The organism is Lentzea sp. NBRC 102530 (assembly GCF_030269365.1).
Taxonomy (GTDB): domain Bacteria; phylum Actinomycetota; class Actinomycetes; order Mycobacteriales; family Pseudonocardiaceae; genus Lentzea.
On the sequence record NZ_BSTF01000005.1, the window covers coordinates 211,308 to 232,114 of the forward strand.

Sequence of the window (20,807 nt, forward strand, 5' to 3'; positions counted from 1 at the left end):
GCGCCCGGCGATTTCATCCCCGCACCTCGACGCCGGCGGCCACCGCTGACCAGAAATCGCGGTTAGGGCGGGCGAGACGATCTCCGATTCGGAGTCCGACTAGGCTTGTGGGGGCGTCGTCCTCAGGGCCGTGCGCACTACTTGACGGCACGACCGGGGAGTAGTAGCGCACAGTGTTGGGACCCTACGGCGTGGCTGCTGGACCGACGCACCGCCGGTGCTTACCGTCCAGCAGGAACATATGGGGTTGACATAACTCTGAACCTCGACGAGAGGTTGAGAGTTTCAATCCGGGTGCATCCCCACCCAGCACCACAGCACGGACCACGATCAGGAAGGCGGATCCGATGACGCCCCCGCACAACTACCTCGCGGTGATCAAGGTCGTCGGCATCGGTGGTGGCGGTGTCAACGCCGTCAACCGCATGATCGAGGTCGGGCTCAAGGGCGTCGAGTTCATCGCGGTGAACACCGACGCACAGGCCTTGCTGATGTCTGACGCCGACGTCAAGCTCGACATCGGCAGGGAGTTGACGCGCGGCCTCGGCGCCGGCGCGAACCCCGAGGTCGGGCACAAGGCCGCCGAAGACCACCGCGAAGAGATCGAGGAGGTCCTCAAGGGGGCCGACATGGTCTTCGTGACGGCCGGTGAAGGCGGCGGCACGGGCACCGGCGGCGCACCCGTCGTGGCCTCGATCGCGCGCAAGCTCGGCGCACTGACCATCGGCGTGGTGACGCGCCCGTTCTCCTTCGAGGGCAAGCGCCGCGCCAAGCAGGCCGAGGACGGCATCCAGGCCCTGCGCAACGAGTGCGACACGCTCATCGTCATCCCGAACGACCGCCTGCTGCAACTCGGCGACATCGGCGTGAGCCTGATGGACGCCTTCCGCTCCGCGGACGAGGTGCTCCTCTCCGGTGTCCAGGGCATCACGGACCTGATCACGACCCCCGGTCTGATCAACCTGGACTTCGCCGACGTCAAGTCGGTCATGTCCGGGGCGGGCTCGGCGTTGATGGGCATCGGCTCGGCAAGAGGAGAGGGCCGAGCGGTGCAAGCCGCCCAGAAGGCCATCAACTCGCCCCTGCTGGAAGCGTCGATGGAAGGCGCCCACGGCGTCCTGCTCTCCATCGCCGGCGGCTCCGACCTCGGCCTGTTCGAGATCAACGAGTCCGCCTCGCTGGTCCAGGAAGCCGCACACCCGGACGCGAACATCATCTTCGGTACGGTCATCGACGACTCCCTAGGCGACGAGGTGCGCGTGACCGTCATCGCCGCGGGCTTCGACGGCGGAGGCCCGACCCACAAGAAGCTGGAACCGACGGCGCTGTCCTCGCCGCCCCGGACCGCGACCGGGCCGATCGCCTCGGCCACCGCGGCTCCGGTCGCGCACGTGCAGCAGCAGCCTGTTGCGCCGACGCCGCCGCCTCCGGTGGTGCAGGCTCCGCCGGTGGCTCCGGTCCAGCCGGTCCAGCCCGTGCAGTCGGCTCCGGTTCAGCCGGCCACCTCCGTTCCGCCTCAGCCTTCGCCGGCTCAGGGGAACGGGTACGTGCCGTCCGTGCCTCGGTCGTTGTCGCCCAACGGGTCGTTGCCTTCTCGGCCGGTGCCGGTCACTGACGACCCCGATGACGAGGTGGACGTGCCGCCGTTCATGCGGCGGTGACGTCGTTCTGATCTTGTCGGACCCCCTGAGCAGCGTGTGGGCTCAGGGGGTCTTCCTGTTGGGGAACGCCTGGCACGGCGGTGTGACACCCCTGGCCACTGGGACGCCTTCGGCATCGCGAACGCGATCCGGCCTGCTCGATGCGCACGTTCTGGAGCTTGGGGCGCGTCGCCTCGCCCCGCTCTTGCCTGCCGATCTCGCTCCACCTCGACTCGCTGGGAGCCGAGGCCGGTGGGGCTCCGCAGAGCGTGGCGTGACTCCCGCCTGAGGCGGTCGGCCGTGCGAACTAGGGTGTAGGCGTGCGCATTCGTCGTGTTGTCACCACCCGCGCCGGTGGCGTGTCCAAGGCGCCCTACGACTCGTTCAACCTCGGCGATCACGTTGGGGACGACGAGGCAGCTGTCGAGGCCAACCGGGGCAGACTCGCTGCCGGGATCGGGTTGACGCCCGACCGGTTGGTCTGGATGGAGCAGGTGCACGGGCGGACCGTGGCCACCGTGGACGGGCCGCGGGGTGAGCCGCTCGAGGCCACCGATGCCGTCGTGACGAAACAGGGCGGGCTCGGTCTGGTCGTGTTGACGGCTGACTGCGTGCCGGTGTTGCTCGGGGATGAGCAGGCCGGTGTTGTCGGGGCCGTTCACGCCGGGCGGGTCGGGGCTCGGGTCGGCGTTGTCGTTGAGGCGTTGAAGGCGATGATGGCGCTCGGAGCCGATCTTGAGCGCATCGAGGTGCTGCTCGGGCCCGCGGTGTGCGGTGAGTGTTACGAGGTGCCCGTCGAGATGCAGCGGGACGTCGAGAAGCACCTGCCCGGGAGCGCTTCCAAGAGTCGGAAGGGCACGCCCGCCCTGGATCTGCGGGCAGGGCTGTGGAACCAGCTCGCGAGCGCGGGGGTCGGGAAGATCGGTGTCGATCCCCGGTGCACGTTCGAGGAGAAGGACCTGTTCAGCCACCGCCGGCAGGCGCCCACCGGGCGGCTCGCGTCGGTGATCTGGGTGGACGCGTGAACCGGCGGGACGAGCTGAAGGCCAACCTCGAAGAGGTCGAGGAGCGCATCGCGAAAGCGTGCGAGCGGGCGGGCAGGCCGCGGCAGGAGGTGATGTTGCTCGCGGTGACGAAAACCTGGCCCGCGAGCGACGTGGAGATCCTTTACGAGCTCGGGTTGCGGAACTTCGCGGAGAACCGGGACCAGGAGGCGTCCGCCAAGGTCGGCCAGTTGAGACACCTCGGCGAGGCGCGGTGGCACATGGTCGGGCGGTTGCAGCGGAACAAGGCCAAGTCGGTGGTCGGGTGGGCGGACCAGGTCGACTCGGTCGACAGCGTCCGGCTGGCCGAGGCGCTGGCCAGGGCGGCGCACGCCCGCGGCCGGACGTTGGACGTGTTGTTGCAGGTCAGCATCGACGGGGACGTGAGTCGCGGTGGGGTGGCGATCGCGGACGTCGGCGAACTCGCTGGCGTGATCACTCGTTCGGGTGATCTTATTCTCCGAGGTGCGATGACTGTCGCTCCTCTGACGATGAAGCCAGCGCAGGCGTTTCAGGCGTTGGTTTCGGTGGTATCAGGCCTACGTGATGATCATCCCACTGCCACCCATGTGTCAGCGGGAATGAGTGGTGACCTGGAAGATGCCATCTCGCACGGATCGACCTGTGTGCGTGTCGGAACGGCGTTGCTCGGCAACCGGCGACTAACCTCGCCCTAGGTTGTCGGGAACCTCGGGACCGTCCGCACCGTCCCTAAGAGTGGGGAACCGCCGAGGAGGGGCTGGAATGAGCGCTTTGCACAAGCTGAAGGCCTACTTCGGGATGGTCCCCGCCGAGTACGCAGACGACCCCGGCTACGACGACGACCGAGGTCGCTACGGCGACTACCGGTCCGAGTACGCGGCCGAGGCCGACGACTACGACCCGTACCCGCGACGCAATCGCGTGTTCACGCCGGGCCGGTCGGAGCTCCAGGGCTCCGGGTACCGGGCCGACATCGACGAGTCGGACGACTACGAGCCGGAGACGCGGCGCGGGGGCAGCCCCTCGAGCACGCGTCGCTGGAGCGCTGATGCACCCGTGCACGGCGCACTCGCGGTCGAGCCGCAGCGCGAGCCCGTGAGCAGGTTGCGTCCGGTCGCCGAGCCGGCAGGCAACCCGTTGGCGCGCATCACGACGCTGCACCCCCGTAATTACAGCGAGGCGCGCACGATCGGGGAGCACTACCGGGACGGCACGCCGGTGATCTTGAACCTGACCGACATGGACGACGCGGACGCGAAGCGTCTCGTCGACTTCTCGGCCGGTCTCGCGTTCGCTCTGCGCGGGTCCATGGACAAGATCACCAGCAGGGTGTTCCTTCTCTCACCGCCCAACGTTGACGTGACGGCGGAGGACCGCAGGAAGCTGGCCGAGGGCGGGTTCGGGAACCACGGTTAGAGTTGACCCGTGGCCCCCATCCTGCTCGTCATCTTCTACGTCCTGTTCGCGTTCTCCCTGTTCCTGACCGCGCGCGTCGTGGTCGAGATGGTGCGGACGTTCGCGAGGGATTGGCGCCCGGCGGGCGGCGTAGCCGTGACGCTCGAAACCGTTTACACGGTCACCGACCCACCAGTCCGTGCGCTCCGTCGGGTGATCCCGACTGTGCGGATCGGGGGCGTCGGGCTGGACCTATCGATTATTGTGCTGTGGCTGGTCGTTATCATTCTGATGCGATTCGCAGATCCCAGGTGACGGGGAACCGTGGGATGACCGCAGCCCAGGAGTGCGAGAGGTGATCCGATGCCGTTGACCCCCGCTGACGTGCACAACGTTGCATTCAGCAAGCCGCCGATTGGCAAGCGGGGCTACAACGAGGACGAGGTGGACGCGTTCCTCGACCTGGTTGAGGGCGAGTTGGCCCGCTTGATCGAGGAGAACAACGACCTCCGTCAGCAGGTCGAGCAGCTCGACCAGCAGCTCGAGACGTCGCGTGCCGACCTCGACGACGCGAGGGCCAAGGCTTCCGCCGCCCCCATGACGACCCGCATGCCGGTCGAGGAGCCGCGCCGCCTGGCGCCGGTCCCGCCGCCTTCGGTCATGGAGCAGACGTCTCCCGGTGGTGGCGGAGACCACCACGTGCAGGCCGCGAAGGTCCTGGGTCTCGCCCAGGAGATGGCGGACCGGCTGACCGGCGAGGCCAAGGCCGAGGCGGACGGCATGTTGTCCGAGGCGCGCACGAAGTCCGAGCAGCTGTTGTCCGAGGCTCGCGCCAAGGCCGACACGATGGTCAACGAGGCGCGCACGCGTGCCGAGACCATGCTCAACGACGCGCGGACGCGTTCCGAGACGCTGGAGCGGCAGGCCCGTGAGAAGGCCACCGCGCTGGACCGTGACGCGCAGCGCAAGCACGCTGAGGTGATGGGCAACATCACCCAGGAGAAGAACACGCTCGAGAAGCAGATCGACAAGCTGCAGACGTTCGAGCGCGAGTACCGCACGCGACTGAAGACGATGCTCGAGTCGTCCCTGCGCGACCTCCAGGACCGCGGCCCGGCCGCTCCGTCCGAGGGCCGCTCCCAGGGCTACTCCTTCGGTGCACGCGCCGAAGCGGGCTGAACTACTGTTCGCTAGGTGCTCTTCGTAGTTCTACTTCTGGTGCTGGCTGCCCTCGGGCTGCTCGTACCTGCGCTGGCCACGTCCAACACGATCTGGGCGTGGTCTTCCGTGGGCGCGAGCGTGCTCGCCGCCCTGGTCCTCGCTGGGGACTGGTGGCGGAGGCGACCGGGGGACCCCGCAGCCGACGCGCAGAGTGTAGATCAACAGGCTGTAGCTGATGATCAACGGGTGGTCGTGGCGGCAGAAGCCGACACACCGTCCGCTGACGAGGAACCACCGGAAGAGGACACCGACGCGGCGGACCTGCTCGTCGTGGCCGATCTGGTGGACGAGGTCCGGGTGCTGGACGAGCGGCCCCGGTACCACCTGAGCTCGTGTTCCTGGCTCGCCGGGAGGCCCACGCTGGGCCTCCCGGTGCAGGAGGCACGGCAGTTGCAGTTCACGCCGTGCGCGCTGTGCACCCCCGACGCGGTGCTGGTGCGCAAGAGCCGCACGGCACAGATGGACTGAGATCGACGCGAACGCCCCCGGCATGGGTCAGGAAGTGGCCCGTGCGCACGGGGGCTGTTGTGCGTGTGGCGGCAGTCCCGCCGGGGTGGCCACGCTCCGCGGAGCGGCACGACCACCCCCACGACGCGCTCCGCGGAGGTGGGACCTCATCGGTCCAAGAACAGCAGCATGATCAGCAACGCCAGCAGCGCCAGGTCCACGACCACGCCCGTCGGCTTCGAGTCGTACCGCAGGCGGGTGACCGTGGCGCCGACCATCAGCAGCCCGAGCCCCACGGTGGCGGCGTGCGCGACCCACTCCCAGCTGACCAGCCCGACCACCAGTCCGGCCGCGCCCGCCCACTCCAGCGCGCCGATGGTGCGCCACAGCGCCGGGTGCATCCGGAAGTGGTCGCGGGCCTCGAGTGACGCCTTCGCGCCGAACAGCTTGCCCGCGCCCGTCGCCACGAACAGCACGGCCAGCAAGATCGACAACGCGATGGTCAACGTCATCGGGCGAGCATACGGTTTGCGCCTCCGGTTACCCTGTAACTCACAGGCACCGATCCGGCCATCACCGGGGAGCCTCCGGAAGAACGGGCGCGAGCCTCAGTAGAACCGGACGGGACCGGCCCGTCACAGCCGAAGAACGAGAGGCTCGTCCCTCAGGGCGGGCAAGCGGGGTGGTACCGCGGCAGGCCGAGCCACATCGGCGTGTCGTCCTCGCGTGTCACTTTTGACCGCGAGGAGCAGTGGAGATGGCCTACCCCAGGGCCGGAGCGAACGAGGTCCCGGCGCAGCCGTCCTTTCCGAACCTCGAGCAGGGCGTGCTCGGGTACTGGAAGGACGACGAGACCTTCCAGGCGAGCATCGACCGCAACCCGGCCGGCGAGCACGGCGAGAACGAGTTCGTCTTCTACGACGGCCCGCCCTTCGCGAACGGCCTGCCGCACTACGGGCACCTGCTGACCGGCTACGTCAAGGACGTGGTGCCGCGCTACCAGACGATGCGCGGCAAGCACGTCGAGCGCCGGTTCGGCTGGGACACGCACGGCATGCCCGCCGAGTACGAGGCGGAGAAGCAGCTCGGCATCACGCAGAAGCACGAGATCGACGAGCTCGGCATCGAGAAGTTCAACGAGGCGTGCCGCACGTCCGTGCTGCAGTACACGGACCAGTGGCGCGACTACGTGACGCGCCAGGCCCGGTGGGTCGACTTCGACAACGACTACAAGACGCTCGACCTCGACTACATGGAAAGCGTCATGTGGGCGTTCAAGGCCTTGTGGGACAAGGGCTTGATCTACGAGGGCTTCCGGGTGCTCTGGTACTGCTGGCGCTGCCAGACGCCGCTGTCGAACACCGAGACCAAGATGGACGACGCCTACCGCGACCGGCAGGACCCGGCCGTCACGGTGGCGCTGCGCCTCGAATCCGGTGAGAAGGCCCTGGTCTGGACGACCACGCCGTGGACGCTGCCGAGCAACCTGGCCGCGGCCGTGCACCCGGACGTCGACTACGTGACCGTGGTGGGCTCCGACGGCGACAAGTACCTGCTGGCCGAGGCCCGGGTCGCGGCGTACGCGCGTGAGCTGGGCGAGGAGCCCGAGGTCGTCGCCCGCCACAAGGGCTCGGACCTGGTCGGCAAGAAGTACCTGCCGCCGTTCGACTTCTTCGTGGGCCGCGAGAACGCGCACCAGGTCCTCACGGCCGACTACGTCACCACCGACGACGGCACGGGCATCGTCCACATCGCACCGGCGTTCGGTGAGGACGACAAGGTCGTGACGGACGCGGCGGGCATCGAGGTCGTCGTGCCGGTCGGACCGGACGGCAAGTTCACCGCGGAGGTCGCTCCGTACCAGGGCGTGCACGTCTTCGAGGCGAACAAGCTGATCATCCGCGACCTCAAGGACGCGGGCCTGCTGCTGCGCCACGAGACCTACGACCACCCGTACCCGCACTGCTGGCGCTGCCAGAACCCGCTGATCCAGCGCGCGCTGTCGGCGTGGTTCGTCGCGGTCACGCAGTTCAAGGACCGGATGGTCGAGCTCAACCAGGAGATCAACTGGGTGCCCGGCCACATCAAGGACGGCCAGTTCGGCAAGTGGCTCGAGAACGCGCGCGACTGGAACATCTCGCGCAACCGGTACTGGGGCTCGCCGCTGCCCGTGTGGACCTCGGACAACCCCGAGTTCCCCCGCACGGACGTGTACGGGTCGCTGGACGAGCTGGAACGCGACTTCGGCGTGCGCCCGGACAACCTGCACCGGCCGTTCATCGACGAGCTGACGCGGCCGAACCCGGACGACCCGAGCGGTCAGTCGACCATGCGCCGGATCCCGGACGTGCTCGACTGCTGGTTCGAGTCGGGCTCGATGTCGTTCGCGCAGGTGCACTACCCGTTCGAGAACGCACAGTGGTTCGAGGAGCACTACCCCGGAAACTTCATCGTCGAGTACAACGGGCAGACGCGTGGCTGGTTCTACACGCTGCACGTGCTCGCGACGGCGTTGTTCGACCGGCCCGCGTTCCGCGACTGCGTGGCGCACGGGATCGTGCTCGGTGACGACGGCCAGAAGATGTCCAAGTCGCTGAAGAACTACCCGGACGTCAACGAGGTCTTCGACCGCGACGGCTCGGACGCCATGCGCTGGTTCCTCATGGCGTCGCCGATCCTGCGCGGCGGCGACCTCGTGGTGACCGAGCGCGGCATCCGTGACGCGGTGCGCCAGGCCGTGCTGCCGCTGTGGAACTCCTGGTACTTCCTGGCGTTGTACTCCAACGCCGCCGGGAAGGAGGGCACGTGGCGCGTCGACTCGAAGAACGTGCTCGACCGGTACGCGCTCGCGAAGACGCACGACCTCGTCCGCGACGTCCAGAAGGCGATGGACGTCTACGACATCTCCGGCGCGTGCCAGCTGGTGCGCGAGTACCTGGAGGTGCTGACGAACTGGTACGTGCGCCGGTCGCGGCAGCGGTTCTGGGACGGTGACCAGGACGCGATCGACACCCTGCACACCGTGCTGGAGGTCGTCACGCGCGTGGCGGCGCCGTTGCTGCCGTACACCACCGAGGTCGTGTGGCGCGGGCTGACCGGTGGCCGTTCGGTGCACCTGACGGACTTCCCGTCGGTGTCCGACGTGCCCGCCGACGACGCCCTGGTGGCGGCGATGGACGAGGTCCGCGACGTGTGCTCGACGGCGCTGTCGCTGCGCAAGGGCAACAAGCTGCGCGTGCGGCTGCCGTTGGCGCGCCTCACGGTCGCCTCGCCGGTGGCCGGCTCGCTGGAGGGCTTCGCCGAGATCGTGCGCGACGAGGTCAACGTCAAGGAGGTGTCGCTGTCCACCGACGTCGACGCCTACGGGCAGTTCCAGCTGGTCGTGAACGCGCGGGCGGCCGGGCCGCGACTCGGCCCGAACGTGCAGAAGGTCATCAAGGCCGTCAAGGCCGGCGACTGGTCCGAAGTGGACGGTCGAGTGGTGGCCGCCGGGGTCGAGCTGTTCGAGGGTGAGTACGAACAGCGGTTGGTGGCGACGGATCCCGCCGCCACGGCCGCGCTGCCGGGTGGTGCCGGTGTCGTCGTGCTCGACACGGCGGTGACGCCGGAGCTCGAGGCCGAGGGTCTCGCGCGCGACCTGGTCCGCGTGGTGCAGCAGGCCCGCAAGGACGCCCAGCTCGACGTGTCCGACCGGATCACGCTGACGCTGGAGCTGCCGGACGCGGTGCGCGCCGCGGTGGAGCCGCACCTGGCGTTCGTGCAGTCGGAGACGCTGACGTCGTCGGTGGTGTTCGGTGAGGGCACCGCCGAGGGCTCGGTCGGTGACGGCCTCAAGGTGAAGGTCGCGGTCGCGAAGGCCTGACCGGGATCGTGTGAAGGGGCCGCTGTCTTCGGACGGCGGCCCCTTTCGCGTGAGCGGATTGTGAGTCCCGATCCCTAACGTCGTCGTTGCAGACGATTTGGGGGAACGCACATGGGAAATCTGGTCAGACTGGGTTCGGTTCTCGCGCTGGCCGTGGCGATGGTGGCGCCTGCGGCAGCACAGGCGGAAGCCGCATGTGCATGGGGGATCGAGGAACTGCCGTTGCCGAGCCGGAACGAGTTCTACTTCTACGACGTCAAGGGCGGGTCGGACAACGGCGAGTGGGTGCTCGGCGACGGGTACGACCTCGCGACCGGTGGCGGCATCACGATCCTGGCCTGGCGCGACGGTGTTCTCCAGCCGGAGCGCTACGGCGGCTACACCGTCAGCGACGTCAACAACTCCGGCGTCATGGCGGGCGGTGAACGGGGCGACGCGTACCGGGTCGTGAACGGCGTGCGCGAGGCCCTCGGCAAGGTGCGGGGTGTCGGAGCGGCCGCTGCCCAGCACATCAACAACGCGGGCGACGTGCTGGGCATCTCCGGCCCCACCTTCAGCGACCGCGGGCCGCTGGTGGTGTGGCCGGCCGGATCGACGACGCCGACGATGCTGCCGGGTACGGACGACGGTGTCGTGCGCGTCCCGGCGGGCATCGACGACGGCGGCAACGTGATCGCGCAGGAGGAACGGCCGGACGGCCAGACCTGGGGCCGCGTCTGGGACCGCGCCGGCCGGGCCACGAGGCTCGACACGCTGCCGGCACACGACTCCGCCGTGCCGCAGATCATCAGCAACGGCCGGATCTTCGGCTGGTCGTCGTCCCGGTTCGACGGCAGGAACGTCGTCCAGTGGGGACTCGACGGCAAGATCGTGCGGGTGCTGACCGAGCTCGACTTCGCCCGCGACGCGAACGCGTCGGGTCGCGTGCTCGGGAGGACCTGGATCAGGCAGGACGTGGGCGTGGTGAACGCGCCGGGCGAGGTCGAGCTGCTACCCAGGCTCTCGTACGGAGTGGTGCTGGCCGACAACGGTGACGTCTACGGCACCTATGACGGACCGGGCAGCAACAACGCCACACCGCTTCACGCGCGTTGTGGCTGACGTTTCGGGGTGAACAGGCGCCGCATCTGGCGCACGTACCACGACCAGCGGGCCGGGGACTTCGGTTCCCGGCCCGCCGCGCGTTCGTAGCCGTCGAACATGTCCTCCAGGCACGCGTCGTGCAGCCACCGGATCACCAGCACCCAGCGCAGCCACGCCACGAGGCCGAAGTCGCCCACCAGTTCGTGCCGGACGACGTTCCCCGACGCCGACAGCGTGTGGGTGCCCGAGAGCCGGGTGAACTCGAAGGTGATCGACTCGCCGGGCACGAACTCCGTGCAGCGGTACCGGATCGGGCCGTGCCCGCCGTCGGCGCCGACGCCCAGCGGCCGGTCGAACTCCTGCTTGCCCCACGCGGGCGGCCACAGTTCCTGGATGCGCGCGACGAACGGACCGGCGGGCACGCCGAGGTCGCGGGTGTGGACGTTCCTGATCATGGGAGCCCCTTCCATACGCTACCGTATGTTCCTGGAACGTACGGTAGCGTATGGAAGCGTGGTGCGGCGGAATCGCGATGACTGGACTGAGATAGCGCTGAGAGCGCTGGCCGAAGGCGGGCTCAACGCCGTGGCGATCGAGCCTCTCGCGGCGCGGGCCGGGGCGACCAAAGGTAGCGTGTACCACCACTTCCCGAACCGCGACGCGTTGCTGCAGGCGACGGTCGAGCGGTGGGAGCGGGAGCACACCGAGAAGGTCATCGAACTCGTGGAGTCCGAGCGGACGCCGCAGGACAAGCTCCGCACGCTCTTCGCCACGGTGCTCGACCGCGGCCGCAAGGGGTCGGTCGAGATGGCGTTGCAGGCGGCCGCGACGCACGAGGTCATCGCCCCGGTGCTGCACCGCGTCACGGAGAAGCGGGTGGCCTACCTGGCCGAGTTGTTCCGGGAGCTCGGGTTCGGCAAGGCCCAGGCGAGGAAGCGCGCGTTGATCGCGTTCAGCCTCTACCTGGGCCAGGCACAGCTCTGGACGAGCATGCCCGGCCTCGTCGAACCGCTGCTCGACGAGGCCGTGCGCGTGCTCATCGCGAAGTGATCAGGCCGCGGTCGCCCAGAGGGTCGAGGCGATCACGTCCGCGTTGCGGTCGAGCGCCGTCGCGTTGACGTTCGACGTGGTGTCGCAGGAGCGGTGGTAGCAGCGGTCGAACGCCTGGCCCGCCGTGCCGCCCCACTTCGAGGCCTGCGCCGAGGTCTTGATGCCCTCGGCGCCGGTGAAGGTGCCACCGGTCGGGATGCCCGCGCGGGCGAACGCCGCGTGGTCGGAGCGGCCACCGACGTTCGTCAGCTCGGTCTGCACGCCCAGCGCGGTGAAGCCCGCCTGCAGCCGCTGCGTCAGCGCCGCCGAACCGGTGGGCTGGCCGGAGGAGCTGTAGACGAAGTAGCCGGGGTTGGGCGAGCCGGTCATGTCGAAGTTCAGGTACGCCTTGATCTTCGACTTCTCGGTCGACGACAGGGAGTTCACGTAGTACGTCGAGCCGACGAGGCCGAGTTCCTCCGCGCCCCACCAGCCGAACCGCAGGTGCTTGGTCGGCTGGAAACCGGTGGCCTTCACCTGGAGCGCGATCTCCAGGATCGACGCCGAGCCGGTGCCGTTGTCGTTGATGCCGGGGCCCGCCGAGACGCTGTCGAGGTGGCCGCCGACCATCACGACGTTGTTCGGGTCACCGCCGGGGTAGTCGGCGATCAGGTTGTAGCCCGTCGCGCCGTTCGAGGTGAACGACTGGACGCGCGTGGTGTAGCCGGCCGCGTCGAGCTTGCTCTTCACCCAGTTGATCGAGGCCAGGTACCCCGGTCGTCCATGCGCGCGGTTGCCGCCGTTGGCGTTCGCGATGGACTGGAACTGGTTGAGGTGAGCTTGTACGTTCGCGACGTTGATGTTCGGCGCCGCCAGTGCCGCAGGCGCCGCTGCTTGCGCTGAGGTAACTCCGGTCACCATCAAGGCGGCCGCCAGCGCGATCAGGATCCTCATGGTTCAACTCCGTGCAGGGTTAGGGATTGAGCCACTGATCAACATGCTCCGTCGTGCATGGGCCCGGTAGGGGCGATCGGCGGGAGTTGTTAACTCGTCTGATTCGTCGGAATCGAGGGTGATCAACCAGAATGGTCCAGGTGGGTGACGTGACGGCGGTCCTGGGCATCGGTGCGGCCGTGCTGCTGATCTCGGTGATCGCGGTGCGCGTGTCGACGCGGCTCGGGCTGCCCTCGCTCCTGCTCTACCTCGGCATCGGCGTGCTGCTCGGCGAGTCGGTCGTCGGCATCAAGTTCGACGACGCCGACCTCACGCAGTCCCTCGGCATCGCCGCGCTCGTGCTGATCCTGACCGAGGGCGGCATCACGACCCGGTGGAACGCCGTGAAGTCGTCGCTGTGGCTGGGCGTCGCACTGTCCACAGTGGCCGTCGCGGTCAGCGTCGCCGTCACCGGCACGGCGTTGCACTTCCTGCTGGGCCTCGACTGGCGGATGGCGTTGCTGTGGGGCGCGGTGCTGTCGTCCACGGACGCGGCCGCCGTGTTCAGCGTCCTGCGCTCGTTGGGGGTCGGGGCGCGGCTGACCGGCGCGCTCGAACTCGAGTCCGGTCTCAACGACGCGCCCGTCTACATCGCCGTCGTGCTGCTGGCCTCGTCGGACCAGATCTCCTGGACCGCACCGCTGCTGGTGATCTACGAACTGGGTGCGGGCGCGTTGATCGGCGTGGCGCTGGGGTTCCTCGGCGGTGCGGGGCTCAGACGCGCGGCGCTGCCCTCCACCGGTCTGTACCCGCTCGCCACGGTGGCGGTGTGCGTGCTGGCCTACACGGCCGGTGACCTCGTGCACGCGTCCGGTTTCCTCGCCACCTACGTCGCCGCGCTGGTCCTGGGCAACGCCCGCCTGCCGCACCGCGCCGACACCCTCTCGTTCGCCGAAGGCCTCGGCTGGCTCGCCCAGATCGGCCTCTTCGTGCTCCTCGGCCTCTACGCCTCCCCGCAACGCCTGCTCGACGTGCTGTTCCCCGCGCTGGTCGCGGGCGTGGTGCTGACGTTCGTGGCGCGGCCGCTGTCGGTGGTGCTGGCCTCGTTGCCGTTCAAGGTGCCGTGGCGGGAACAGGCGTTCCTCTCCTGGTCGGGGCTGCGCGGCGCCGTGCCGATCGTGTTCGCGCTGATCCCGCTGATCCAGGGCGTCGAGGGCGCCCGGCAACTCGTCGACGTGGTGTTCCTGCTGGTCATCGTGCTGACGATCGTGCAAGGCACGACGCTGCCGTTGCTCGCGCGGCGCCTCGGCCTGGTGAAGACGGGGGAGGCGCTGGAGGTCCAGGTCGACTCGTCCCCGCTCGACGAGCTCGGCGCCGAGCTGCTCCAGGTGCACATCCAGCGCGGCTCGAAGCTGCACGGCGTCTACATGTCCGAACTGCGGCTGCCCAGCGGTGCCACGGTCAGCCTCGTGGTGCGCTCGGGGAAGAGTTTCACGCCACAGCCGACGACCCGGCTGCAGACCGAGGACCAGTTGCTGATCGTCACCACCGAGGAGACGCGTGACGCCGCTGAGCGGCGCATACGCGCCGTCGACCGGGCGGGCCGCTACGCCAGGTGGAAGGGCGAGACCGGCGATTAGTCGGTCTCCGAGGCTTCTCACGATGTGATCGGGGTGTCGACGGCGCGGTCACCCTCCGCTAACGTCGTCGGCAGGTCATGAGAGCCAGCGTCAAGCCCAAGCTTGCTGGCCGGCAACCCTCCAACCGCGGTGGGGTGCCCTTGGTGAGGACCTGGTCCGGCGCGTAGGGCGCCGGTCAAGCGCGGGCCTCCACACGAAGGCCCCTGGCCTCGGAGGCAGCTCGATGACGCTCGCGATCACCCCCAGCACCACCACGGCGGTTCCGGCTGTCGTCGGCGCCGACCTGCGCGTTCCGCTGGTCACCGGAGAGCGCGTCACCTACGCCAACCTCGACCACGCGGCCTCCGCGCCGTGTCTGCAGGAGGTGCGCGACGCCGTCGACGAGCTGCTGCCCTGGTACGCCAGCGTGCACCGCGGTGCCGGGTTCGCCTCGCAGGTCTCGACCCGCGTCTACGAGCAGGCCCGCGACCGCATCCGCCGGTTCGTCGGGGCGCACGCGTCCGACGCCGTCGTCTTCACCCGCAACACCACGGACTCGCTGAACCTGTTGGCGCGCAGCGTTCCCAAGAACACCGCCGTCGTCCTGTTCGACAGCGAGCACCACGCGGCGCTGCTGCCGTGGAGGGGTCCCAACGTTCAGCGGATCACCGCACCTTCTTCGTCCGGCGCTGCAGTCGTCGCGCTGGACCGGGCTCTTGCCGCCGCCCCGGTCGGCCCGAGGCTCGTGATCGTCACCGGGGCGTCCAACGTCACGGGGGAGCTGTGGCCGGTCGCCGAGCTCGCGAAGGTCGCCCGCCGGCACGGCGCGCGGATCGCGCTCGACGCCGCCCAGCTCGCCCCGCACCGCCCGATCAACGCCCGTGAGCTGGGCGTCGACTACATCGCGTTCTCCGGCCACAAGATCTACGCCCCGTTCGGCGCGGGCGTGCTGGTCGGCCGTGCGGACTGGCTCCAGCAGGCCCAGCCGTACCTGGTCGGTGGCGGCGCGACCTCCAAGGTCACCGACCACGGCGACCGCCTGGGCGTGGCCTGGTCCGCGGTGCCCGAGCGGCACGAGGCAGGCAGCCCGAACGTCGTCGGCGTGCACGCCCTGGCCGCGGCCTGCGAGATCCTGTCGCGGCACTGGGAGCAGACGATCGCGCACGAGCAGGAGCTGCTGGTTCGGCTGCGCGAGGGCCTGCGCACGATCCCCGGCTTCCGCGAGCTGAAGATCCTCACCGACGCCGACAAGGTCGGTGTCGTGAGCTTCACGGTCTCCGGCTTCGACGCCGGTTTCCTCGCCGCCGCGCTGTCCGCCGAGTACGGCATCGGCGTGCGCGACGGGGCGTTCTGCGCGCACGTCATCGTGGGCCGCCTGGTCAAGCAGGTCGGATCGCACGAGCAGCGTGCGGTGCGGGCGTCGATCGGCCTCGGCACCACGGCCGAGCACGTGGACCGTCTCGTGGCCGCGCTGCGCTCGCTCGTGACCGAAGGTCCGAAGTGGACCTACACCCAGCAGGACGGCCGCTGGGTGCCCGAGGACGACGGCCGAACCCTGCCGCCGTTCCTCGCGTAGTCCCTGTAGTGGACAATGACCTGGTGAGTGACGAGTCCAAGGCCGCGGAGAAGGCCGCTGAGAAACCTGCCGAGGCGCAGGTCAGCGAGCCTGAGACGGTCGCGACTCCGGTGATCGAGGTACCCGTCGGGGACGAGCCCGCGAAGTCCTCGGCCGAGGCGGACGACGACGAGGACGAGGGTTTCTCGTTCACGGGGTCGCTGCCGGAGCTGAAGACGAAGGTCCTCGCGGTCCTGGCGGCCGGCGTGCTGGCCCTGGACGTGCTCACGAAGGTCGTGTCCGTGGCGTTCCTGGAGGACGCGGACCCGATCCAGCTGTTCGGCGGCGTGCTGTACCTGACGTTCGTGCGCAACCCCGGTGCCGCGTTCGGCGTGGGCGAGGGCATGACGTGGGTGCTGGCGCTGATCGCGATGGGTGTCGCCGGGTTCATCTACTGGATCTCGCGCAACCTCCGCTCCCAGGGCTGGGCCGTCGGCCTCGGCCTGGTGCTCGGCGGTGCCGTCGGCAACCTCGCCGACCGCCTGTTCCGCGAGCCCGGCCCGATGCGCGGCCACGTCGTGGACTTCCTCTCGCTGTTCGACCCGTACGGCCGGGTGTGGCCCGTGTTCAACGTCGCCGACATGGCGATCGTGGGCGGCGGTGCGACGATCATCGTGCTCGCGCTGATGAGGCACGACTACGACGGCACCGTGCACGAGGACGATCCCGAGCCGGTCGCCGCACCCGTTGCCGAGCCCGTCTCCGCGCCGGACGCCGAGCAGGAGCAGGTCCCGGCACCGGACAGCCTCCAGGAATCCAAGTAGCAACCCGGCGCCGCGAGGCGTCCCAGAGCAAGTGAAAGTCGAGGCCCCGCGCGTGAGCGGATACCGAACGCTGCCGATTCCCGACGGTCTGGACGGCATGCGCGTCGACGCCGGCCTCGCGAAGCTGCTCGGCCTGTCCCGCACCGCCGTCGCGGCCATCGCCGACGCCGACGACGTGCTGGTCGACGGCCGGGTCGTGGGCAAGTCCGACCGGCTGACCGCCGGGTCGATGCTCGAGATCACGCTGCCCGCGCCGCCGCAGCCGATCACCGTGCAGGCCATCCCGGTCGAGGGCCTGGAGATCATCCACGAGGACGACGACATCATCGTCGTCGACAAGCCCGTCGGCGTCGCCGTGCACCCGTCGCCCGGCTGGACCGGCCCGACCGTCGTGGGCGGGCTCGCCGCCGCCGGTCACCGCGTCGCCACGTCCGGTGCCGCCGAACGCCAGGGCGTCGTGCACCGGCTCGACGTCGGCACGACCGGCGTGATGGTGGTCGCGAAGTCCGAATCCGCTTACTCGGCTTTGAAGCACGCCTTCAAGGAGCGGACCGTCGACAAGGTCTACCACGCGATCGTGCAGGGCCACCCGGACCCGATCAAGGGCACCATCGACGCGCCGATCGACCGTCACCCGAAGCACGACTACAAGTTCGCGGTGATGAACTCCGGCAAGCCGTCCATCACGCACTACGAGGTGATGGAGGCGTTCCGCGCCGCCTCTCTCGTCGAGGTGCACCTGGAGACCGGCCGCACGCACCAGATCCGCGTGCACTTCTCCGCGCTGCACCACCCGTGCGTGGGCGACCTGACGTACGGCGCCGACCCGACGCTGGCCAAGCGTCTGGGTGTGACGCGGCAGTGGCTGCACGCGCACCAGCTCGGGTTCCACCACCCCGGCACCGGCGAGTGGGTCACGTTCACGTCGGCCTACCCGGAAGACCTCGCCACGGCGTTGGAGAAGCTGCGCGAAGAAGGCTGATTGCGTCTGAGTAAATCACCGGTTGATGACGTTGCACTTGATGTTAATCGGTGTGCTCAATAGCGTTTCGGTCATGCACCTGACCATCCTCGCGGCCTCGGGCCGCACCGGTTCCGCCCTCACCCGCCAGGCCCTCGACCGCGGTCACACCGTCACCGCGATCGCCCGCGACGTCTCGCGCATCGCCCTCGACCACCCGAACCTCCGCAAGGTCACGGGCGACGCGAGCGGACCGTTGACCGTCGACCCCGGCACGGTCGTCCTGTCCGGCCTCGGCACCGACCGCCCCGGCGTGCTCTCCGAGGGCGCACAGGCCGTCATCGCCGCAGGTCCGCGCCGGATCATCTGGCTCGGCGCGTACGGCACGGGCGCCTCGGCCCAGGCGGCGGGCGAGGGCGCCGAGGTCCTGTGGAAGTTCTTCGGCGACCGCATCCCGGACAAGGTCGCGGCCGACGACGCCGTCCTCGCCGCCGGCGGCACCGTGTTCCACGCGGGCGTGCTCACCGACGAGCCCTACCGGCCCGGCCGCACGGTCGGCCTCGACGAGGCGCCGCCGTTCGACCTGGGCGCGAAGATCAGCCGGGAGACCGTGGCCGCCGCGATGCTCGACGAGGCCGAGAACCCCCGCTTCGCCGGCGCGGTGGCGTTGCCGCTAGCGGGCTAGCGCCTGCTCGACGATCTCCCCGACCTGCTCGCGCAACCACGCGTGAGCGAGGTCCGAGTCGTACCGCTGGTGCCAGTTGCAGTGGATCGGCGCCTCCGGTGACTCGACCGGCAACGGCCGTGTGACCAGCCCGAACGCCTCGATCAACGGTCCGCACAGGATCGTCGTCGTGGTGACGAGCGCATCACTGGCCGCCGCGATCTGCAACGCCGAGTGCACCGTCGCCACCGTCGCGATCACCTTGCGCCGCAACCCGTCCCGTTCCAGCACCGCGTCGATCGACGCGCTGAACCGCCCCCGCCGTGACACCACCACGTGCGGATAGGTCGCATACGCGCGCAGATCCAGTTCGTCGCACGGATGCCCACGCCGCATCACCACGGCGAGCGGATCGGTCCCGAGCGTCTCCGACCGGTACTCGGGCAGGTCCGGCACCCCACCCCCGAGTTCGAGGTCCACCCGCCCGTGCCGCAGGTCGTCGGTGTCGCCGGAGTGCTCGGCCAGCACCCGCAACCGCACGCCGGGCGCCCGTTCCGCGACCCGCCCGACCAGAGCCGGCACCACCGACGAGGCGAGGGCGTCGTGACACCGCACCGTGAACGTCCGCTCCAACCCGTCCAGGTCCAGCTCCCGGCTGGGCGCCAGCACGGCGTTGGCCTCCCGCACCAGCCGCCGCACCTCCTCGGCGATCCCGAGGGCGTACGGCGTGGGCGTCATCGTGTGGCCGGTCCGCACGAGGATGTCGTCGCCGGTCACCTTCCGGATCCGCCCGAGCGTCCGGCTGACCGCGGGCGACGACAGGTGCAGCCGTTCCGCCGCCCCCATCACGCTGCCCTCCTCGAGGAGGGCGTCCAGCACGACCAGCAGGTTCAGATCCGCTTGCATGACCGTCATCTTGGAGGAAGCCATGATCGCCGCCACCACCGCAGCCGTTCGCGCCGCCGGCGCCCGCATGCTGAAGCGTTACTCGACGGAGTCCCGCACCTCGTCTCTCGCCGAGATCGTCGCTGCCGTCCAGGCCAACGACGCCGCCGTCGTCGACCTGCTCGAACCCGCGCTGAAGGAGATCAACCCGCAGGCCCGCTGGCTCGACGACGAACACGGCTCCGGCCCGCTGCCCGACGGCGAGTGGTGGCTGATCGACCCGGTCGGCGGCAACATGAACGCCGTCCACGGCATGACCGACTGGAACATCGGCGTCAGCCTCGTCCGCGACGGCCGCCCGGTCCTGGCCGTCCTCCACTTCCCGCTGTTCGACGAGATGTTCACCGCCACCGAGGGCGGAGGGGCGTTCCTCAACGGCGTCCGCATCGGCGTCTCGGACAAGACCGAGCTGAACGGCGCCCTGGTCGGCACCGGCCAGGCGCAGCCAGGTCAGGGCCCGGAGATGGCCGACCGGGTCGGCACCTCCTACGCGGCGATGGCCAAGCACGCCCTGTACGTGCGCATCTCCGTTCCGGTCAGCCACCAGCTCGCACAGGTGGCGGCGGGACGCATGGACGCGCACTGGCAGTACGACAACGTGCGCGCGCATGCCTCAGGTGTGTTGTTGGTGCAGGAAGCAGGCGGCACGGTCACGGACCTCGACGGCAAGCCGTGGGACCTGACCACGCGTGAGTACCTCGCGGCCGCACCGGGCGTGCACGCCAAGGCGCTGGAAGTGCTCGGTTAGTCCTCGACGGTCCACACGAGGGTGTTGAGGTCGACCTCGGGCCGCACGCTCCACCGGACCTGGATGATCTCGGTCGCGTCCGGCAGCACGAACACGCTGTGCCCGCCCGCGGTCTCGCCGGGCTGCACACCGAGCTTGTGCGCGGGCCGTGACGACAGCGACACCGGCGCCTTCGTCACGGTCTCGCCGGTCTTCGTCACCAGCACCAGGTACATGTCCGGCAGCGAGGTGTAGGCGACCTGCGAGGTGTTCGTCACCTCGGTGTGCACGACCACGGCCCGTTCGCCCTCGGCGAGCTTGTAGCCGGCGGCGGTGAACAGGAAGTCGGCCGGGTCCACGACCTCGACCAGTTGGATCGACAGGCGGGCGCCCTCGAGGCTGTCCGCCTCCAGCGCCGAACCGACCTTGCCGGTCCGCGACACGACCGGCTTGGGCTGCGGCTGGTCCGCGCGCACCCACCCGGCGGACTGGGGCGGGCCCCACGTCTGCTGGGGCTGCGGCTGGGCCGGGAACGGCTGGCTGACCGGCCCCTGCGGACCGTACGGCTGCTGCACCGGGTGCGGCCCGCTCTGGTGCACGGCGTACGGACCGGACGGCGGCGGGCCCAGGTAGTTGCCGTACGCGGCGGCGTTCGCCAACGCCCTGCGCAGGCCGTTCGGGTCGCACTCCACGCCCACCAGCAACGGCAGGCCGCTGCCCGAGAGCGTGATCAGGCGCATGGCGGCCTCGCGCGGGTCCATGCCCAGGCGCTGGGCGATCTCGTGCACGGCGGCGCGGCCCGACTCGGCGAGAACGGCGAGCAGGCGAGCGTCTACGGGATCGGGGGCCACCACGAAAAGAACGCTACCCGCCGCTC

General features: G+C 69.6%; 21 protein-coding genes and 1 riboswitch. Of the genes, 16 read left to right on the forward strand and 5 right to left on the reverse strand.

The annotated features are described in order from the left end of the window. The first annotated feature begins 347 nt into the window (after window positions 1-347). The 7 genes from ftsZ (at window position 348) to QSK25_RS15340 (ending at window position 5,749) form a co-directional block, all read left to right on the forward strand. Window positions 348-1,661: a cell division protein FtsZ gene (gene ftsZ, locus QSK25_RS15310; RefSeq protein WP_285638897.1), complete on the forward strand. Its 1,314-nt coding sequence runs from the start codon at window positions 348-350 to the stop codon at window positions 1,659-1,661. A 299-nt stretch (window positions 1,662-1,960) separates the two neighbouring features. After that, window positions 1,961-2,665, forward strand: a complete 705-nt coding sequence (gene pgeF / locus QSK25_RS15315) for a peptidoglycan editing factor PgeF (RefSeq protein ID WP_285638898.1) — start codon at window positions 1,961-1,963, stop codon at window positions 2,663-2,665. Next, complete coding sequence (locus QSK25_RS15320) at window positions 2,662-3,360, forward strand: YggS family pyridoxal phosphate-dependent enzyme (protein WP_285638899.1); 699 nt, start codon at window positions 2,662-2,664, stop codon at window positions 3,358-3,360. Before pgeF ends, QSK25_RS15320 begins: the two co-directional genes overlap by 4 nt. Window positions 3,361-3,427: 67 nt before the next feature. Further along, a complete protein-coding gene (locus QSK25_RS15325) occupies window positions 3,428-4,081 on the forward strand; it encodes a cell division protein SepF (RefSeq protein ID WP_285638900.1) in 654 nt (217 codons plus the stop codon). An 18-nt stretch (window positions 4,082-4,099) separates the two neighbouring features. Further along, on the forward strand, window positions 4,100-4,375 hold the full coding sequence (locus QSK25_RS15330; protein ID WP_382440120.1) for a YggT family protein: 276 nt from the start codon (window positions 4,100-4,102) through the stop codon (window positions 4,373-4,375). A 48-nt stretch (window positions 4,376-4,423) separates the two neighbouring features. Beyond that, entirely contained in the window at window positions 4,424-5,239 is an 816-nt protein-coding gene (gene wag31 / locus QSK25_RS15335) for a DivIVA-like cell division protein Wag31 (RefSeq protein WP_285638902.1), read from the forward strand. Window positions 5,240-5,254: 15 nt separating this feature from the next. Beyond that, window positions 5,255-5,749, forward strand: a complete 495-nt coding sequence (locus tag QSK25_RS15340; RefSeq protein ID WP_285638903.1) for a hypothetical protein — start codon at window positions 5,255-5,257, stop codon at window positions 5,747-5,749. Between the two features lie 146 nt (window positions 5,750-5,895). Here the strand turns inward: QSK25_RS15340 and QSK25_RS15345 are convergent, their stop codons facing one another. Next, complete coding sequence (locus QSK25_RS15345) at window positions 5,896-6,240, reverse strand: DoxX family protein (RefSeq protein WP_285638904.1); 345 nt, start codon at window positions 6,238-6,240, stop codon at window positions 5,896-5,898. Between the two features lie 245 nt (window positions 6,241-6,485). Here QSK25_RS15345 and ileS point away from each other — a divergent pair, with 245 nt between their 5' ends. Continuing rightward, window positions 6,486-9,590: an isoleucine--tRNA ligase gene (ileS, locus tag QSK25_RS15350; protein ID WP_285638905.1), complete on the forward strand. Its 3,105-nt coding sequence runs from the start codon at window positions 6,486-6,488 to the stop codon at window positions 9,588-9,590. 111 nt (window positions 9,591-9,701) lie between these two features. Next, window positions 9,702-10,691 (forward strand): hypothetical protein, encoded by a 990-nt coding sequence (locus tag QSK25_RS15355; protein WP_285638906.1) that lies wholly within the window; start codon window positions 9,702-9,704, stop codon window positions 10,689-10,691. Here QSK25_RS15355 and QSK25_RS15360 read toward each other — a convergent pair. Next, a complete protein-coding gene (locus QSK25_RS15360) occupies window positions 10,673-11,128 on the reverse strand; it encodes an SRPBCC family protein (RefSeq protein WP_285638908.1) in 456 nt (151 codons plus the stop codon). The genes QSK25_RS15355 and QSK25_RS15360 overlap by 19 nt on opposite strands. A 58-nt stretch (window positions 11,129-11,186) precedes the next feature. Here QSK25_RS15360 and QSK25_RS15365 point away from each other — a divergent pair, with 58 nt between their 5' ends. Then, complete coding sequence (locus QSK25_RS15365) at window positions 11,187-11,723, forward strand: TetR/AcrR family transcriptional regulator (protein ID WP_285638909.1); 537 nt, start codon at window positions 11,187-11,189, stop codon at window positions 11,721-11,723. On the opposite strand, the gene QSK25_RS15370 is transcribed toward QSK25_RS15365, so the two are convergent. Further along, complete coding sequence (locus QSK25_RS15370) at window positions 11,724-12,656, reverse strand: M28 family metallopeptidase (protein WP_285638911.1); 933 nt, start codon at window positions 12,654-12,656, stop codon at window positions 11,724-11,726. A gap of 131 nt (window positions 12,657-12,787) precedes the next feature. Between QSK25_RS15370 and QSK25_RS15375 the strand changes: the two genes are divergently transcribed. The 5 genes from QSK25_RS15375 to QSK25_RS15395 all read left to right on the forward strand — a co-directional run bounded on the left by QSK25_RS15375 (window position 12,788) and on the right by QSK25_RS15395 (window position 18,279). Next, on the forward strand, window positions 12,788-14,275 hold the full coding sequence (locus QSK25_RS15375) for a potassium/proton antiporter (protein ID WP_285638913.1): 1,488 nt from the start codon (window positions 12,788-12,790) through the stop codon (window positions 14,273-14,275). A gap of 73 nt (window positions 14,276-14,348) precedes the next feature. Continuing rightward, window positions 14,349-14,463, forward strand: a riboswitch (SAM riboswitch). A 35-nt stretch (window positions 14,464-14,498) separates the two neighbouring features. Continuing rightward, window positions 14,499-15,830, forward strand: coding sequence for an aminotransferase class V-fold PLP-dependent enzyme (locus tag QSK25_RS15380; protein ID WP_285638915.1), 1,332 nt, complete (start codon window positions 14,499-14,501; stop codon window positions 15,828-15,830). 23 nt (window positions 15,831-15,853) lie between these two features. Continuing rightward, window positions 15,854-16,633, forward strand: coding sequence for a signal peptidase II (gene lspA / locus QSK25_RS15385; protein ID WP_352235888.1), 780 nt, complete (start codon window positions 15,854-15,856; stop codon window positions 16,631-16,633). A gap of 97 nt (window positions 16,634-16,730) precedes the next feature. Continuing rightward, window positions 16,731-17,615, forward strand: coding sequence for an RluA family pseudouridine synthase (locus tag QSK25_RS15390; RefSeq protein WP_285639388.1), 885 nt, complete (start codon window positions 16,731-16,733; stop codon window positions 17,613-17,615). Between the two features lie 73 nt (window positions 17,616-17,688). Next, window positions 17,689-18,279, forward strand: a complete 591-nt coding sequence (locus QSK25_RS15395) for an NAD(P)-dependent oxidoreductase (protein ID WP_285638918.1) — start codon at window positions 17,689-17,691, stop codon at window positions 18,277-18,279. On the opposite strand, the gene QSK25_RS15400 is transcribed toward QSK25_RS15395, so the two are convergent. Continuing rightward, on the reverse strand, window positions 18,268-19,164 hold the full coding sequence (locus QSK25_RS15400) for a LysR family transcriptional regulator (RefSeq protein ID WP_285638919.1): 897 nt from the start codon (window positions 19,162-19,164) through the stop codon (window positions 18,268-18,270). The two genes, QSK25_RS15395 and QSK25_RS15400, sit on opposite strands and share 12 nt — an antisense overlap. Between QSK25_RS15400 and QSK25_RS15405 the strand changes: the two genes are divergently transcribed. After that, on the forward strand, window positions 19,163-19,951 hold the full coding sequence (locus QSK25_RS15405; RefSeq protein WP_285638921.1) for an inositol monophosphatase family protein: 789 nt from the start codon (window positions 19,163-19,165) through the stop codon (window positions 19,949-19,951). The two genes, QSK25_RS15400 and QSK25_RS15405, sit on opposite strands and share 2 nt — an antisense overlap. Here the strand turns inward: QSK25_RS15405 and QSK25_RS15410 are convergent. Next, on the reverse strand, window positions 19,948-20,784 hold the full coding sequence (locus QSK25_RS15410; protein ID WP_285638922.1) for an Lrp/AsnC family transcriptional regulator: 837 nt from the start codon (window positions 20,782-20,784) through the stop codon (window positions 19,948-19,950). The two genes, QSK25_RS15405 and QSK25_RS15410, sit on opposite strands and share 4 nt — an antisense overlap. Window positions 20,785-20,807 lie beyond the last annotated feature (23 nt).

Excerpts from the sequence above, each read along its gene's own strand:
- ftsZ (WP_285638897.1), top strand. The coding sequence starts at position 348 with ATGACGCCCCCGCACAACTACCTCGCGGTGATCAAGGTCGTCGGCATC.
- QSK25_RS15325 (WP_285638900.1), top strand. The coding sequence starts at position 3,428 with ATGAGCGCTTTGCACAAGCTGAAGGCCTACTTCGGGATGGTCCCCGCC.
- wag31 (WP_285638902.1), top strand. The coding sequence starts at position 4,424 with ATGCCGTTGACCCCCGCTGACGTGCACAACGTTGCATTCAGCAAGCCG.
- QSK25_RS15345 (WP_285638904.1), bottom strand. The coding sequence starts at position 6,240 with ATGACGTTGACCATCGCGTTGTCGATCTTGCTGGCCGTGCTGTTCGTG.
- ileS (WP_285638905.1), top strand. The coding sequence starts at position 6,486 with ATGGCCTACCCCAGGGCCGGAGCGAACGAGGTCCCGGCGCAGCCGTCC.
- QSK25_RS15355 (WP_285638906.1), top strand. The coding sequence starts at position 9,702 with ATGGGAAATCTGGTCAGACTGGGTTCGGTTCTCGCGCTGGCCGTGGCG.
- QSK25_RS15360 (WP_285638908.1), bottom strand. The coding sequence starts at position 11,128 with ATGATCAGGAACGTCCACACCCGCGACCTCGGCGTGCCCGCCGGTCCG.
- QSK25_RS15370 (WP_285638911.1), bottom strand. The coding sequence starts at position 12,656 with ATGAGGATCCTGATCGCGCTGGCGGCCGCCTTGATGGTGACCGGAGTT.
- QSK25_RS15375 (WP_285638913.1), top strand. The coding sequence starts at position 12,788 with ATGGTCCAGGTGGGTGACGTGACGGCGGTCCTGGGCATCGGTGCGGCC.
- QSK25_RS15380 (WP_285638915.1), top strand. The coding sequence starts at position 14,499 with ATGACGCTCGCGATCACCCCCAGCACCACCACGGCGGTTCCGGCTGTC.
- QSK25_RS15390 (WP_285639388.1), top strand. The coding sequence starts at position 16,731 with ATGCGCGTCGACGCCGGCCTCGCGAAGCTGCTCGGCCTGTCCCGCACC.
- QSK25_RS15395 (WP_285638918.1), top strand. The coding sequence starts at position 17,689 with ATGCACCTGACCATCCTCGCGGCCTCGGGCCGCACCGGTTCCGCCCTC.
- QSK25_RS15405 (WP_285638921.1), top strand. The coding sequence starts at position 19,163 with ATGACCGTCATCTTGGAGGAAGCCATGATCGCCGCCACCACCGCAGCC.
- QSK25_RS15400 (WP_285638919.1), bottom strand. The coding sequence starts at position 19,164 with ATGCAAGCGGATCTGAACCTGCTGGTCGTGCTGGACGCCCTCCTCGAG.